A 13,529-nucleotide genomic window follows, 5' to 3' on the forward strand; every position below is an offset into this window, starting at 1 on the left:
GCGGGCTGTTCGCGGTGCAGCTCGACCATCGGGGCGGGCGCATCCGTGACCGGCTGGTGGCGCGGGCCGCCTTCCGGCGGCGGCGCCGGGGCGCGAACCTGCGCTACCGGGCGCCGCGTTTCCTCAATCGAGCCCGGCCGCGGGGATGGCTGGCCCCGTCGCTGCGGCACCGGGTGGACACCACCATGAGCTGGGTGGATCGGCTGGCCCGGTGGGTGCCGGTGCGGGCCGTGCACGTGGAGCGGGTGGCGTTCGACACCCACGCCATGTCCGCGGGCCGCCCGCTGGAAGGGGCCGAGTACCAGCAGGGCACGCTCGCGGGCTATGAGGTGCGCGAGTACTTGCTGGAAAAGTGGGGCCGTGCCTGCGCCTACTGCGGCAACAGCGGCGTGCCGCTGAACATCGACCACATTCATCCCCGCTCGCGGGGCGGCTCGGACCGGATCTCGAACCTGGTCGTGGCCTGTATCGGCTGTAACCAGGACAAGAACGCGCGCCCGGTGCAGGAGTTCCTGGCCGGGCGGCCCAAGGTCTTGGCGCGTGTGCTGGCTCAGGCCAAGGTGCCGCTGCGAGACGCCGCAGCGGTCAACGCGACCCGGTGGGCGCTGTGGCGGGCCCTGGCCTCGACCGGCCTGCCCGTGCACGCCGCCTCCGGCGGGCGGACCAAGTGGAACCGGTCGCGCACGGGCGCGCCCAAGTCGCACACCCTGGACGCCCTGCACGTCGGCGAGCTCGATGCCGTGACCTGCTGGCCGGCCGTCGTGCTGGTGGCCGCGTGCGCCGGGCGCGGCGGCTACGCTCGCACCCGCACCGACCGTTTCGGGTTCGGTCGGCTACGGCTCCCCCGGGTCAAACAGGTCCATGGGTTCGCCACCGGTGACCTGGTCCGCGCCAGCGTGCCCTCTGGCAAAAAGGCCGGAGTGCACACCGGCAGGGTCGCCGTCCGCTCCACCGGCAGCTTCAACATCACCACCGCCCGCGGCACCGTCCAGGGCATCAGCCACCGGCACGTCCGCCTGCTGCAACGCGGCGACGGCTACGCCTACCACCAAGGAGAAACCAGAGACGATGCGCCACCGTGACCGTAGCGACGACATTTCGCCTGACGGCGAATCGCCTGTTCCTGCCCTGCTCCGCAGGGGTCCGTCTTCTCTCCGGCCTGAAGGCCGGAGTATCCACGGAGATTTCTGATGAAGGCGGTCCTCTCTTCCGAATGGCTGAAGGTCCGCTCGGTCCGATCGACATACGTGATCCTCGGCCTCAGCCTCGGCGCCGTCCTCCTGGGCCTCGCACTCGCCGTGATGGCCGCCGGCATGTACGACAACGCTCCCCCGGACAAGCGCCCCAGCGCCCGGATCGCGGACCTGGAGGAAGTCGTCGTGATCGTGCCCCAGCTATGCATGGGCATTCTGGGCACACTGGCCATGACCTCTGAATACGTAACCGGCTTGATCAGAACGAGCCTGACCGTCGTCCCCCGCCGCTGGCCCGTGCTCGGCGCCAAGGCCACGATCGCGGGCACACTGGGCTTGCTCATCGGCCCGGCAACGGTCTTCGGAACCTACCTGGTCTCACGATGGGTGCTCGGCGACCGCTTCTCGGGCGCGTACACCGTCTCGTTCCTGGACAGGCTCCCGCTCCTGACCGCCACCAGCCTCACGGTCCCGGTGTTCGCCCTGCTCGGCCTGGGCCTGGGCGCCCTCCTCCGCTCCACGGCAGGCGCAATCGCCGTCTTGGCGGGGCTCGTCTATGTGGTCCCGATCATCATCGGCAACATCCCGGAGCCCTGGAGCGAACGTCTCGGCTCGGTCATGATCGGAGCGCTCCCGCGCCAGATCACCGGCGACGGCAACGCCGCCTCGGTGTACGGCTCGCTCCTGTCGCCGGCAGCGGCCGCCGCGGTCCTGGTCGCTCACGCGGCATTGCCCTTGGTGGCCGCCGCCTGGCTGATACGGAGGAGGGATGTCTGAGACAGACCCCCATGCCTCAACGGTTGAGACCCGTTCCCCGATGGGCATGAAGGGACGCCCGCCCCGCGCGGCCGACGCGGCAAAACGCACACCGCGGACACGGACTTCCACCGGTACGGCAGACGAAAACGCCTGCCGTACCACCAGAAGACTCAGACCTCGAGCACCACGGGGATGATCATCGGCCTGCGGCGATAGGTGTCGCTCACCCAGCGTCCGACCGTTCGCCGGACCACCCGGCGGATCTCCTGCGTGTCGATCACGCCGTCCGCGGCCTTCTCCTCGAGGGCCCTTTGGATCTGCGGAATGAACTCCTCGAACCGTATGGAGTCGATGCCGGACCCACGCGCATGGATCTCGGGGCCTGCAGTGAGCTTGCCGGTGTTGGAGTCGACCACGACCACAACGGAGATGAACCCCTCGTCGCCCAGGATCCTGCGATCCTTCAGCGAGGTGTCCGTGATCTCCCCCACCGAGGTGCCGTCGACGTAGACGTACCCCGCGTGAACCGCGCCCACGATCTTCGCCCTGCCGTCGACCAGGTCCACCACGACGCCGTCCTCGGCGATCACGATGTGATCCTCGGGGACGCCGGTGAGGGCGGCCAGCTTGGCGTGGGCGCGCAGGTGCCGCCACTCGCCGTGCACGGGCATGAAGTTCGAGGGACGTGTCAGGTTCAGCACGTACAGGAGCTCGCCCGCGGCCGCGTGGCCGGAGACGTGCACCTTGGCGTTGCCCTTGTGGACCACGCGGGCGCCCCACCTGGTCAGGCCGTTGATCACCTTGTTGACCGCGGTCTCGTTCCCCGGCACCAGCGACGAGGCCAGCAACACGGTGTCGCCCGCGGCGATGCGGATCGGATGATCACGGTTGGCCATTCTCGACAGCGCCGCCATCGGCTCGCCCTGAGAGCCGGTGCAGACCAGCATCACGTCCTGCGGCGGCCACTCCTCGATGTCGCGCGAGTCGACGATCAGCTCCGGCGGCACCTTGAGATAGCCCAGGTCGCGGGCCACTCCCATGTTGCGAACCATGGAGCGTCCGACCAGGGCCACCTTGCGCCCGTGCTTGGCCGCGGCGTCCATGACCTGCTGGATGCGGTGCACGTGCGAGGCGAAGCTGGCCACGATGACCCGCTGTTCAGAGGTACGGATCACCTCGTCGATGACCGGCCCGATCTCCCGCTCGCTGGTGACGAACCCCGGCACCTCGGCGTTGGTCGAGTCGGACATCAGCAGATCGACGCCCTCGCTGCCGAGCCTGGCGAAGCCGCCGAGGTCGGTGAGGCGGCCGTCGCTCGGCAACTGGTCCATACGGAAGTCGCCGGTGTGCAGGACGATGCCCGCGGGCGTCCTGATCGCCACAGCCAGCGCGTCCGGGATCGAGTGGTTGACCGCGAAGAACTCGCAGTCGAAAGGTCCGAAGGCATGCCGTTCGCCCTCGACGACCTCGAACTTGGTCGGTTGGATCCGGTGCTCGGTGAGCTTGGCCTCGATCAGGGCAAGCGTGAGCCTGGATCCGATGAGCGGGATGTCACGCCGCTCGCGAAGCAGATACGGCACTGCCCCGATGTGGTCTTCGTGAGCATGCGTCAGGACGACGGCTTCGACGTCGTCGAGCCGGCCCCTGATGTATTCGAAGTCGGGCAGGATGAGGTCGACGCCCGGCTGGTCGGGCTCGGGGAACAGCACCCCGCAGTCGACGATCAGCAGGCGTCCGCCGTATTCGAAGACGGCCATGTTCCGGCCGATCTCACCCAATCCACCGAGCGCGACGATGCGCAAGCCGCCGTCAGGCAGCGCCGGCGGGGGGCCCAGTTCAGGATGCGGATGGCTCATGCCTGGCCCCTACAGTCAAATCGTGTTCTCAAAACTTCCGGTTCCTCCCCGTTCCTATGCGTCTGTCAACTTCACCCCGCCGGCTACCAGGCAAGCACGCAGCTCGGCGATTTGCTTCTCTGTGGCGTCCACGAGCGGCAGCCGTACCGAACCCACCGGCACGCCGACCATGCTCAGCGCCGCCTTCGCCATGATCGCGCCACCGGCGCGCAGCATGATCCCGTCCACCACCGGAGCCACCTGGCCGTGTACGGCCAGGGCCTGGGCGATGTCGCCGTTCTTGTGCAGCCGGATCATGCGCGCCAGCTCGGCGCCCACCACGTGTCCGACGACGCTGACGAACCCGGCCGCTCCGAGGGAGAGCCAGGCGAGATTGAGCAGGTCGTCGCCGGAGTAGAAGGCGAGATCCGTCGCCGCCATCACCTGGCTGCCGGCGAACAGGTCGCCCTTAGCGTCCTTCACTGCAACGATACGCTCATGCTGCGCAAGCCGGATCAGGGTCTCAGTCTTGATCGGTACGCCACTGCGCCCCGGAATGTCGTAGAGCATCACGGGAAGGCCGGTCGCGTCGGCGACGGCGGTGAAGTGCCGATACAGCCCCTCCTGCGGGGGCTTGTTGTAATACGGCGTCACGACCAGCAGTCCGTGCGCTCCGGCACGCGCCGCCTGCTTCGCGAGCTCGACGCTGTGGCGGGTGTCATTGGTGCCCGCGCCCGCCACCACGGTCGCGCGGTCACCGACCGTTTCGAGGACGGCGCTGATGATGCGCTGCTTCTCCTCGTCGGAGGTGGTGGGCGACTCGCCGGTCGTCCCATTGACGATCAGGCCATCGTTGCGCTGCTCATCCACCAGATAGGTGGCAAGACGTCGCACAGCCGCATAATCGACCTCACCGTCGGTGGTGAACGGCGTGACCATCGCGGTCAGCATACGGCCGAAGGGTGCGTCAGTGGTTCCAGTTGGCGATGCCATAGTGCGAACGCTACCTGGATTCGGAAATCCATTGGACGCCGCCACCCCGCTTTGCCTGCCTGGAGCCGCCTTTTGCTCCCTTTCGCCGGCATTTGGAGGGCCACTCCCCCGACGACAACCCCTCAGACCGGAACCACCAAGGCCGTGGATGCGACATGGCCGGCCCGAAGCGCGCCGGCAACGTCCATCAGAAAGCCGAGCCACGATCCATCGGCGTGGCCGGGCCGTCGCTACCGCGGCAGCTCGATCTGATACCTGATGAAGCCCCGGTTCTCGCCTACCTTGTCGTACAGGCGCCGGGCCGTGCTGTTCGACTCGTGCGTGTTCCAGTACACGCGCGAGCAGCCACGCTCCCGCGCCCAGCCGGCCACGGCTTCGATCAACGCTCGCGCCACACCCCTCCCGCGCACGTCCGGAGCGGTGAACAGGTCCTGCAGGTAGCAGAGGTCGGTGTCGGGCGCCGAGGTGCTGCCATGGGTGAGGAAGTGCGTGATGCCCACGAGCCTCCCGTCCAACCTGGCCCCGAAGGCATGCAGCCGGGTGTCCGCGTGGAACTCGTCCCAAGCCCGGTCGTACATCTCATCCGGCTCACTCCGCTCATAGAAGTCGATGTACGCGCGGAACAGGCCTTCCCACGCAACCCGATCGGACGGAAGGAGCTTGCCGACGCTGATCATTAGATCTCCTCAAGAAGGCATAGGGCAGCCCTATCACCGCTCTACGATGCGCGGACATGTCCCTGCAGGGCCTCAATGCAAGGTCAGACGCCACAACGTAGGAGAAAGTGGTCTTCCGGGATACGGCCACTCCACGGCGATACGGCATGACCACTTGGCCGCCACCCCCTCAGCCGGGTCGCCATCACGATCAAGTCGGCCGCGCCGCGACCACCCAGCCGGGGACAAACCAGCACACCACGGCCACCGCGACCGACCGCTGCAAGCCTATGGACGATCACAGGGGGCGCCGAGGCCGCAGGACCGCCGCCGATCCAGCAGGCAGGCATTGGAAGAGGTCGCCGATATGTGCTCGGGGGTACACACATCGACGACCTCTACCGGAGAATCGGCACCCCTTACATCTGCGTTACAGGGTTTCTCCGATAATTTTCCGCCATCGCAAAGTTGGGGCTCCAGCTCCCATCGATGACGGTCGGTTACCTGTCGAATACGGCAACATGGGGCAACGCCTCACACGAACCCCCAGGGATGGACTAGTGGCCACCTCAGATCCGGTCTACCTGCGTGTCGTCGAAGACATCCGGCGACAGATCACCGACGGCACCTTGCCCCCCGGCGCGCCCATTCCCTCGCGGGCGCAGCTGACCCGCAAATATCAGGTCGGCGAGACCGCTGCCCGGCACGCGCTACGTGTGCTCGCGGGCGAGGGCCTCATCATCGGCCGCGTCGGCTCGGGCCATTACGTCAGGGAACGCCCCGACCTGACAGCGCTACACCGATGGCGTTTCCTTGATCATCCTGCCCCGTTCGCGGCCGATCTGCAATCACAGGGCAGACGTGTGACCTGGGACTGGCACAGCGAGCCGACCGAAGCAGGGCCTGACATCGCCAGACGGCTCCGCCTCCGAGAGGCGACCACGCTCACGAAAACCCACTATGTCTTCCGCGGCGACGGCAGACCCCTCCAGCTGGCCACCTCATATGAGCCACTGGAGCTAGCCGTCCACTCGGAGGAGGAACGGCGGAGTCTGGTCGCGAGGATGTACGCGCACGGCATAAAGATCACCGAGATCGTTGAGAGCGTCCACACCCGCGTGCCTCGCCCCGCCGAGAGCGACGCGCTCGACCTGGCGGCAGGCGTTCACGTCCTGCACGTCGAACGCACGCACTGGGCAGGCGATCGTCCCGTGGAAACCAGCGACATCGTGATCCCGGGCGACCGCTTCCAGGTCACGTACAGCATGCCCGTTTAGAACGAAACGTTCAGAACGGGAGGCTCCGGGCGAGCCGTCTCCTCACCCGGAGCCTCCCACCCCCCGTTGACCAGCACCCGCTGAGAACCTCAGACCGGGCCGTCGATCACCTTCTTGTCGCGCGTGCCCGTTTCGGCTGCCCTGTGCACCTCGGCGCAGCTCTCATGCGAGCAAACCTCCAGACGCACCATCCCCAAGATCGACATGCGCGGCGACGATCGCGAAGTCCGCACAGCGGAAGCAGGCCATCCGGCTGCCCGCCAGACCGCGCCTCTTCCACCGGTACGGCAACGAACGGCGCCTCGCGATCCCGACGAACACGCAGGTCAGAGATTGTCGGTGCGCGTTGATACAACGGGTTCGGAGGTTGCCGATGCGACTCAAAGACCTGGCCAAGCACGACCGGCCACGCGAACGCCTCATGTCGAGGGGCGCCAACGCCCTTGCGGATCGGGAGCTGCTGGCCGTGCTGCTCGGCTCGGGATTTCGCGGGTCGAGCGCCCTGGATCTGGCCGCGCGGGTGATCGAGCATTGCGGAGATCTCGATGGGCTCGGGCGTTCCGACCCGCATCGGCTGCTCACCGTGCCCGGCGTCGGCCCGGCCAAGGCCGCGAGGGTGACCGCGGCCTTTCACCTCGCGCGGCGGGCGGAGGCCTGGCCCGAACGCGAACGCATCACCAGCACGACGGATCTGGCGAACCATTGCGCTCCACTGCTGCACGGCCATACCCAGGAGCGTCTCGTCATGGTGGTCTGCGACACCGGCGGCCGGGTGCTGAAACGCTCGATCGTGACCGAGGGCGGGGCCGACCACACGGCGATGCCGGTTCGGGAGGTGATCACGGAGGTGCTCACCACGGGCGGGGCGATGTTCGGCCTCGCCCACAACCACCCGAGCGGCTCTCTCGATCCGAGCGCGGCCGATCTCGAGGCCACCACCCGCCTCATCGAGGCCGCCGACACCGTCGGGCTGCGGCTCCTCGACCACCTGATCATCACGGACACCGCCTGGAAGCGGATCCCCGCATGAACCCCTTCCACCCACGCACCGGACGCCAAAGGGAATGATCCTATGTATAGCGCCGAACCGCGGTTTCCAAGCGTGGGCCATGAGAATCTAATGGCGCGGGTAGGCCGTTACAGACGTCAGCCGGCCATTACTCGTCGTGGCGTGGCCCTGTGCCTCCTGGTGGGCACGGGACCACCTCCACGTTCCGCGCCGATCCCGGGCGGAGCGCATTTCTTTCGGTCGCGTCGGCGGTATGGCCGGCGCCTCGCCTGGGGTTGCGCGAAAGCGCGCAGCGCGTGAAGAACAACCGGTTTCACGCGCCTTCGGTAAGGATGCCTCATATACAGCACATCCGTGGCCATTGCTCAAGTCAAGGCCTCCTGCCGCACCTCAGGCAACCCGCGCCACCGCCCCGCCGAACCCTGGCAGCCACTTCCCATGGAACGCAGGAAGCAGATAACACGGCTGCTGGCGTCATGCAGGTTTTCAGCCGACCCCTTGCCGAGCTGTCCACATTTACACGAATCACTCCGACTATCGGCATAAGCGGTGATTCACGGCGACCCAAGGATGACGGGCAAAAGATCGGGCCATCGGTCGCGTTTTGCTGCACGACCGCTCCCCAGGCGTCACACTAATTCCTGCGGCCATCGCTGATCGCCTTCGACCTTGAATCGTTGCTACTCGAAGGGTTCACGCGGTGGCCGTCTCTAACGTGACCATGCCGGAGTCGGCCATGCGGTTAATGCCCGGGCACATGCGCGGATTTTCCAGTTCTGCACGTCGTTGAGCGGCCGATGAAGTTCACCGGGCGTGGGGCGTCCTGCCCCGGGTGGGTCCAATGCGCATCGCGTTGCACGAAACCGCAGCTCAGGCCCGTAGATCCCCACCCGAAGGACGCAGCTCCGGTTTAGCCTTCCGCCGACGCCAGCCGGCCCCAGGCAGCCATCGCGCAGCTGATGACGCTTCCAGGTCGGCGCGGCTGGCGCCGTCGCGGCCGGCAGGGACAGGCCCTGTACCACGGTGGTGTAGTAGCGGCCGATGGCGTCTAGGTCGGCCGCGCGCGGTCGATTGCTCGCGCAGCGCACGCATGGGCGGCTCTCCCGCAGTCGTGCCGTACAGCGCCACGGTCTCCCGGAACAGCGCCTCCTTGCTGCCGAAGCAGGCATAGATGCTGGCCGATGCGATCCCCATGGCATTGGTCAAGTCGCTCATCGAGGCGCCCTCATAGCAGCGTTCCCAGAACACGTCCAGAGCCTTGCGCAGCACCGCGTCCCGGTCGAATGCGCGCGGCCTAAAGTAGACGGTGAAGAGTTCGCCAACAGGGCCGGGCCGGTGAGCGCAGGCACCTGAGGCATCGGCACCGGCATGGTGGGCTGCCTGGCGCGTGAGGGCGCCGGTGCAGCCCTCACCTACCTCGCGTCGGCCGACCGGGCTCTCGTCCAAAGCCCACAGTGTTAGGAGAAATCATGTCCTCTCGGCTGAACCCATACCTCACCTTCAATGGCAACGCCCGCCAGGCGATGGAGTTCTACGCGAACGTGTTCGGCGGGAACCTCGCCCTCAACACCTTCGGCGAGTTCGGCGCTACGGACTCACCGGACGCCGACCGGATCATGCACGCGATGCTGGAGACCGACGCCGGCTACACGATCATGGCTGGCGACGTCACCAGTGACATGCAATTCGAGCCCATGGCGGGCTGCTCGGTGAGTCTCAGCGGCGACGACGCCGACCTCCTGCGCGGCTACTGGGACAAGCTGTCCGCGGGCGGGACCATCACGACGCCCTTGCAGAAGCAGGTCTGGGGCGACGAGTTCGGCATGTGCGTCGACAAGTTCGGCGTGTCGTGGATGGTCAATATCAGCCAGTCGCAGACCTAGCGCTCAGGGATACGGGTCAGGTCGTCGTCGGCGGCGGCAGGTCTGTTGCGACCATCTGGTCGCCACCAGCACCCCTGCTCCGGCCCCGCGCCGCAACAACCTGTCCAGCCGCACGGGTCGCGGCGTGGACGCCGCGACCCGTGGATCATGGCTTCGTGAGCAACCCAAGATCCCTTGGTCACGAAACCATGCGGCCCGGCTCGGCGGCAGCACGGGAGCCGGGGATCAGGTGAGCATTCACGGTGTGATCCAGAGCTGTCACCGGACCAATCCGGACAGCAACCTCCCCCACACGATCATCGCCTTGGCGTACCGGGTTGGCGCGCTCTCGTCGATCAGAATCTCTCGACCACGCCGCCGGGTTCTGCGGATGAAGAGCAGACCGCCGGCCTGGCACAGCTCGTAGAACGTCGGCTGGCAGTCGCACGTGTATTCCCGAACACGTACGCGTTCAGCGGGCGGCCGTGTGGACTCCCACTTCAACAACGTGTAGCCAGCACGCAGCTCCGGCACATGAACTCCGATACACCAGTCGTCGCTGGGGATTGGAAGAGGTTCCGCCATACCGCGACTATACGTCTGGTTGTCTCCTCCTGTCTATATGAAAAGAGGACTCCGTCTAGATAGACGGGGCGATATGAGAGCTGTTGTGCCGCTTGGCCTATGTTGCCTATGTGCTCGACTACGACGGAGACACCCACATCTACCTCCAGATCGCCGACATCCTCCGGCACCGAGTCTCCGAGCTCTCGTCTGGACACCCCGTGCCCAGCGAGGCCGACATCCAGCAGGAGTTCGGGGTCGCCAGGACCACCGCCAGACGGGCGATACACGTGCTGCGCGAGGAGGGGCTGGTCTATACCGTTCAAGGCGAAGGGGCTTTCGTCGGCACGCCAGAAGAAGCCCCGCGCAAGAAACGAAAAGTCCCGCTCTACCAGCAGATCGCGACAGACATCGCCGATCAGATCAAGGCAGGAAAGTTCCTTCCGAGACGTCCCATACCGGGCGAGACGGCGCTGGTGAAGGAGTACGACGTCGCTCGCGAGACGGTGCGGCGGGCCATGGCGCTGCTGCGGGAGCAGGGCTGGATCTACACCGTCGCCCAGCGCGGCAGCTACGTCTCCGCAAAGGAGTCGTGGCCCCAGGCCTGACTTTGCTCAACTGCTTGTATCGAGACGTCTACGATATGAGCATGCTTGACCGTGACGGGCCCGTCCCGCTCTACGTACAGGTCGCCGAGGTGATTCAGGAGCAGATCATCAGCGGGCAGCTGCTGGCCGGCGAAGCCATACCGAGCGAGGCGGCCATGGAGGCGGAGTTCGACATCGCGAGGACCACCGCGCGAAGCGTTGCGCGAGAGCTTCGCAGGCGTCGACTCGTCCACACCATCCAAGGCGAGGGCACGTTCGTCGGACCTCTCGGTGTGCCGCGCGCGAAGCAGACAAGGGCTCTTCATACGATCATCGCGAACGACATCGTCGCCCGGATCAGACGCGGCGAGCTTCGGCCGAACCGGGCAATACCGAGCGAGAAGGCGTTGATGCGACGGCACGGGGTCGCCAAGGGCACCGCGCGCAGGGCCATCGCAGATCTACGGGAGCGAGGGTGGGTCTTCACGGTGCCGTACCGCGGCACATACGTGTCCGATCTGGAGGACTGGCCCGACGAGCTATCCCTCGTAGAGTAGGTGTTGTGGCTATGTTCGGGTCCCTGGGGCCACGGCCCGGATGATCGACGACGCGGAACCACAGGCAGACCACCGTTGACGAGTCGTCGACCTCATGGCCCTGCCCGGACCAGTAACGGCGGTGCGCCTCGCGCCAGTCGTCGATCGATCGGTAATCTTCGCCTTCCGCCTCGGCGAATTCCCACGTGACCTGCGCGAACGGGGTCAGCACTACTCTCCGTATCTCCACTTCCGCCGCGCGGGCGCCCGAGTCGTCCACGAGGACCAGCCGTTCGCCAACGTGCTCCAGCTCCTCCCCCTCGGCGTGGTAATCGAGGGCGAGGAGGCCGGCCGTGGCGGTTTTCGCGCCTGAGAGGGCCAGCTCGGTCAGGCGGATGCGGAGTTCGCCGGGCGTGCCGAACTCCAGGACTCTACGTCCGTCCATACGAGGCCACATGGCGACATGTTAGAAGACCGGGATGATGTCCTCCGGGTCGATGAAGTCCACCTGTACGCCTTCCAGGTCCAGCTCGGGAATGGCGGGGAAGGCTATGCCCCAGCGTTCGACGATGGCGCGGATTCTCGCCATCGCCACCCGCCAGTTCTCGGCCTGTTCCTCGTACGACAGCACGCCCAGCCCCGCCTCCCTGGCGTGGTCCATGAGGACGCGATGGTTGGGGAGGAAGTAGGGCGGGAGCTCCCAGAAGCCCTCAGGGGGCTCCCAAAGGATCATGCTGAGGAAGATGAAACCCGCTCTGAGCTGGCGGGTGATCAGGGAGCGGGTGTCATCTGTGAGGCCCGGCCACTCGTTCTCCAGGATGGTCATGCAGATCTGGAGATGGCGGGACTCGTCGCGGCCGATGCGATGGAACATCTCGCTGAAGACCGGGTGGTGGGTGCCCGAGGCCATGCCTCTGAACAGGGTCGAGGCCGCCATCTCGCCCATCATGAAACTGGTGAACAGCACCGGTAGCGAGTATTTGCCCACGGCCGAGGTGTAGCCGTTCCAGTAGCGGCCGCCGTTGTGGTAGAGCCAGCCGATGTTGTTGTGGGCGGCCGTTTCCAGATCGTCCGATGGGGTCCAGTTGAGGGGGCCGCCGGGCCAGAGTTTGGCGATGGTGCGCTGGCAGCACTCCTCGTGGTTCATCTCGTCGCGGGTGATGGAGAAGAAGCACTTCCTGACCGGGTCCTCTTCGTGCTTTTCGAAGGCCTGGATGGTGGCGCGGGCGAAGACGGCCGGTCCGGAGGCGTCGAAGTTGGCCAGGACGGCGAACCAGTACATGATCCCCAGGCGCTGCTCCCGGGTGAAGTCCTCCGGATTCAGGCCGTCCCAGGGCAGGTCGGCCGGGTTCCAGAGCACACGCTTGGACTTTTCGTAGATGGCGGCGAGCTTCTCCGTCTCGACTCGCCATTCCATGGGATAGATGTTGGGCTGCGGAATCTCCGGCGCAGGCCAGAAACCGCCCTCTGGGATCGTGAGGTCCGCCATTGTTGTGACACCTCCTCCCCCAATCCTGCGTGGCGGCGTCACGGCTTTCAAGTACGGGCGCGCTGCGTGATGGCCACGCAGACGAGCACGGCCACCGCGGCGGCCACGGTGACCAGGCCAAATCTCTCACCCATGAGGAACCAGGCCCAGATGAGAGTCAGGAGGGGCTGGGTGAGCTGGGTCTGGCCCGCTCTGGCTATGCCGCCTTTCGCCAGCCCCGCGTACCACGGGAAGAAGCCCAGGAACATGGAGATCACTGCTGCGTAGGCGAAGCCGATCATGGCGTTGGGCGTGAACGTCATGGGGGTCGTCAGGGCCAGGACCGCCGTTATGGGGGCCGTCAGGGGGAGGGAGAGGACGAGAGTGTGGGAGATCACTTGCCAGCCGGGGGTCTGCCTGGAGAGGCGGCCGCCTTCCGTGTAGCCGATCGCGGCCGAGAGGAGTGCTCCGATGAGGAGCAGGTCGGGCCAGGAGGCGCCGCCTTGGTGCTGGGTGAGGGTGAAGGTGGTTATCGCTATGGCACCTGCTGCGCAGGCTGCCCAGAAGAGGGGGCGGGGGCGTTCGCCTGCTCTGAGGACGGCGCAGGCGGCGGTGGCCGCCGGGAGGAGCGCTATGACGACGGCGGCGTGGGCGGTGCCGGCGCCGAGGGCCAGGGCGAGGCCGCTGAAGACCGGGAAGCCGAAGACCACGCCGAAGGAGATCAGGGCGTAGGAGGGCCAGAGGTGTTTCGGGGGGAGGCTGTATCTTAGCCCCATCAGACCCTTCCATC

15 protein-coding genes are annotated in these 13,529 nt (G+C 66.5%); 7 read left to right on the forward strand and 8 right to left on the reverse strand.

Annotation, left to right across the window (positions count from 1 at the left end):
- Both iscB and EJK15_RS61190 read left to right on the forward strand, forming a co-directional pair.
- On the forward strand, positions 1–1,082 hold a 1,082-nt coding region (gene iscB, locus EJK15_RS61185), incomplete at its 5' end, for an RNA-guided endonuclease IscB (RefSeq protein ID WP_138719548.1).
- Positions 1,083–1,190: 108 nt separating this feature from the next.
- Positions 1,191–1,970 (forward strand): ABC transporter permease, encoded by a 780-nt coding sequence (locus EJK15_RS61190; protein WP_138719549.1) that lies wholly within the window; start codon positions 1,191–1,193, stop codon positions 1,968–1,970.
- A gap of 152 nt (positions 1,971–2,122) precedes the next feature.
- Here the strand turns inward: EJK15_RS61190 and EJK15_RS61195 are convergent, their stop codons facing one another.
- The 3 genes from EJK15_RS61195 to EJK15_RS61205 form a co-directional block, all read right to left on the reverse strand.
- Positions 2,123–3,808 carry a ribonuclease J gene (locus EJK15_RS61195; RefSeq protein WP_138719550.1) on the reverse strand — a complete coding sequence of 562 codons (1,686 nt, stop codon included), beginning with the start codon at positions 3,806–3,808 and terminating at the stop codon, positions 2,123–2,125.
- 54 nt (positions 3,809–3,862) lie between these two features.
- Positions 3,863–4,780 carry a 4-hydroxy-tetrahydrodipicolinate synthase gene (gene dapA, locus EJK15_RS61200; RefSeq protein ID WP_138719551.1) on the reverse strand — a complete coding sequence of 306 codons (918 nt, stop codon included), beginning with the start codon at positions 4,778–4,780 and terminating at the stop codon, positions 3,863–3,865.
- A 230-nt stretch (positions 4,781–5,010) separates the two neighbouring features.
- Entirely contained in the window at positions 5,011–5,457 is a 447-nt protein-coding gene (locus EJK15_RS61205; protein ID WP_138719552.1) for a GNAT family N-acetyltransferase, read from the reverse strand.
- Positions 5,458–5,996: 539 nt separating this feature from the next.
- On the opposite strand from EJK15_RS61205, the gene EJK15_RS61210 reads away from it, so the two are divergent.
- On the forward strand, positions 5,997–6,713 hold the full coding sequence (locus EJK15_RS61210) for a GntR family transcriptional regulator (protein ID WP_138719553.1): 717 nt from the start codon (positions 5,997–5,999) through the stop codon (positions 6,711–6,713).
- A 373-nt stretch (positions 6,714–7,086) separates the two neighbouring features.
- Positions 7,087–7,743 (forward strand): RadC family protein, encoded by a 657-nt coding sequence (gene radC, locus EJK15_RS61215; protein ID WP_138719554.1) that lies wholly within the window; start codon positions 7,087–7,089, stop codon positions 7,741–7,743.
- An 849-nt stretch (positions 7,744–8,592) separates the two neighbouring features.
- Here the strand turns inward: radC and EJK15_RS61220 are convergent.
- Positions 8,593–9,168, reverse strand: coding sequence for a TetR/AcrR family transcriptional regulator (locus EJK15_RS61220; RefSeq protein WP_240777941.1), 576 nt, complete (start codon positions 9,166–9,168; stop codon positions 8,593–8,595).
- 23 nt (positions 9,169–9,191) lie between these two features.
- Between EJK15_RS61220 and EJK15_RS61225 the strand changes: the two genes are divergently transcribed.
- Positions 9,192–9,605, forward strand: coding sequence for a VOC family protein (locus EJK15_RS61225; protein ID WP_138719555.1), 414 nt, complete (start codon positions 9,192–9,194; stop codon positions 9,603–9,605).
- Positions 9,606–9,863: 258 nt separating this feature from the next.
- On the opposite strand, the gene EJK15_RS61230 is transcribed toward EJK15_RS61225, so the two are convergent.
- On the reverse strand, positions 9,864–10,169 hold the full coding sequence (locus EJK15_RS61230) for a hypothetical protein (RefSeq protein WP_206061974.1): 306 nt from the start codon (positions 10,167–10,169) through the stop codon (positions 9,864–9,866).
- A 110-nt stretch (positions 10,170–10,279) separates the two neighbouring features.
- Here EJK15_RS61230 and EJK15_RS61235 point away from each other — a divergent pair, with 110 nt between their 5' ends.
- Entirely contained in the window at positions 10,280–10,756 is a 477-nt protein-coding gene (locus tag EJK15_RS61235; protein ID WP_240777942.1) for a GntR family transcriptional regulator, read from the forward strand.
- A 41-nt stretch (positions 10,757–10,797) separates the two neighbouring features.
- Complete coding sequence (locus EJK15_RS61240) at positions 10,798–11,292, forward strand: GntR family transcriptional regulator (protein ID WP_171075256.1); 495 nt, start codon at positions 10,798–10,800, stop codon at positions 11,290–11,292.
- Here the strand turns inward: EJK15_RS61240 and EJK15_RS61245 are convergent.
- The 3 genes from EJK15_RS61245 to EJK15_RS61255 form a co-directional block, all read right to left on the reverse strand.
- Positions 11,219–11,728, reverse strand: coding sequence for an ASCH domain-containing protein (locus EJK15_RS61245; RefSeq protein ID WP_138719558.1), 510 nt, complete (start codon positions 11,726–11,728; stop codon positions 11,219–11,221). The genes EJK15_RS61240 and EJK15_RS61245 overlap by 74 nt on opposite strands.
- A 9-nt stretch (positions 11,729–11,737) precedes the next feature.
- Entirely contained in the window at positions 11,738–12,688 is a 951-nt protein-coding gene (locus EJK15_RS61250) for a hypothetical protein (protein WP_240777944.1), read from the reverse strand.
- A gap of 119 nt (positions 12,689–12,807) precedes the next feature.
- Positions 12,808–13,529: DMT family transporter (locus EJK15_RS61255; RefSeq protein WP_138719560.1), on the reverse strand; the 722-nt coding region annotated here is incomplete at its 5' end.

This window comes from Nonomuraea basaltis (assembly GCF_005893125.1).
GTDB lineage: Bacteria > Actinomycetota > Actinomycetes > Streptosporangiales > Streptosporangiaceae > Nonomuraea > Nonomuraea basaltis.

What these genes read in the sequence shown, in the direction of transcription:
- EJK15_RS61250 (WP_240777944.1), bottom strand. Translation starts at nt 12,688, where the DNA reads ATGGAATGGCGAGTCGAGACGGAGAAGCTCGCCGCCATCTACGAAAAG.
- EJK15_RS61245 (WP_138719558.1), bottom strand. Translation starts at nt 11,728, where the DNA reads ATGTGGCCTCGTATGGACGGACGTAGAGTCCTGGAGTTCGGCACGCCC.
- EJK15_RS61205 (WP_138719552.1), bottom strand. Translation starts at nt 5,457, where the DNA reads ATGATCAGCGTCGGCAAGCTCCTTCCGTCCGATCGGGTTGCGTGGGAA.
- EJK15_RS61195 (WP_138719550.1), bottom strand. Translation starts at nt 3,808, where the DNA reads ATGAGCCATCCGCATCCTGAACTGGGCCCCCCGCCGGCGCTGCCTGAC.
- dapA (WP_138719551.1), bottom strand. Translation starts at nt 4,780, where the DNA reads ATGGCATCGCCAACTGGAACCACTGACGCACCCTTCGGCCGTATGCTG.
- EJK15_RS61240 (WP_171075256.1), top strand. Translation starts at nt 10,798, where the DNA reads ATGCTTGACCGTGACGGGCCCGTCCCGCTCTACGTACAGGTCGCCGAG.
- EJK15_RS61225 (WP_138719555.1), top strand. Translation starts at nt 9,192, where the DNA reads ATGTCCTCTCGGCTGAACCCATACCTCACCTTCAATGGCAACGCCCGC.
- EJK15_RS61230 (WP_206061974.1), bottom strand. Translation starts at nt 10,169, where the DNA reads ATGGCGGAACCTCTTCCAATCCCCAGCGACGACTGGTGTATCGGAGTT.
- radC (WP_138719554.1), top strand. Translation starts at nt 7,087, where the DNA reads ATGCGACTCAAAGACCTGGCCAAGCACGACCGGCCACGCGAACGCCTC.
- EJK15_RS61190 (WP_138719549.1), top strand. Translation starts at nt 1,191, where the DNA reads ATGAAGGCGGTCCTCTCTTCCGAATGGCTGAAGGTCCGCTCGGTCCGA.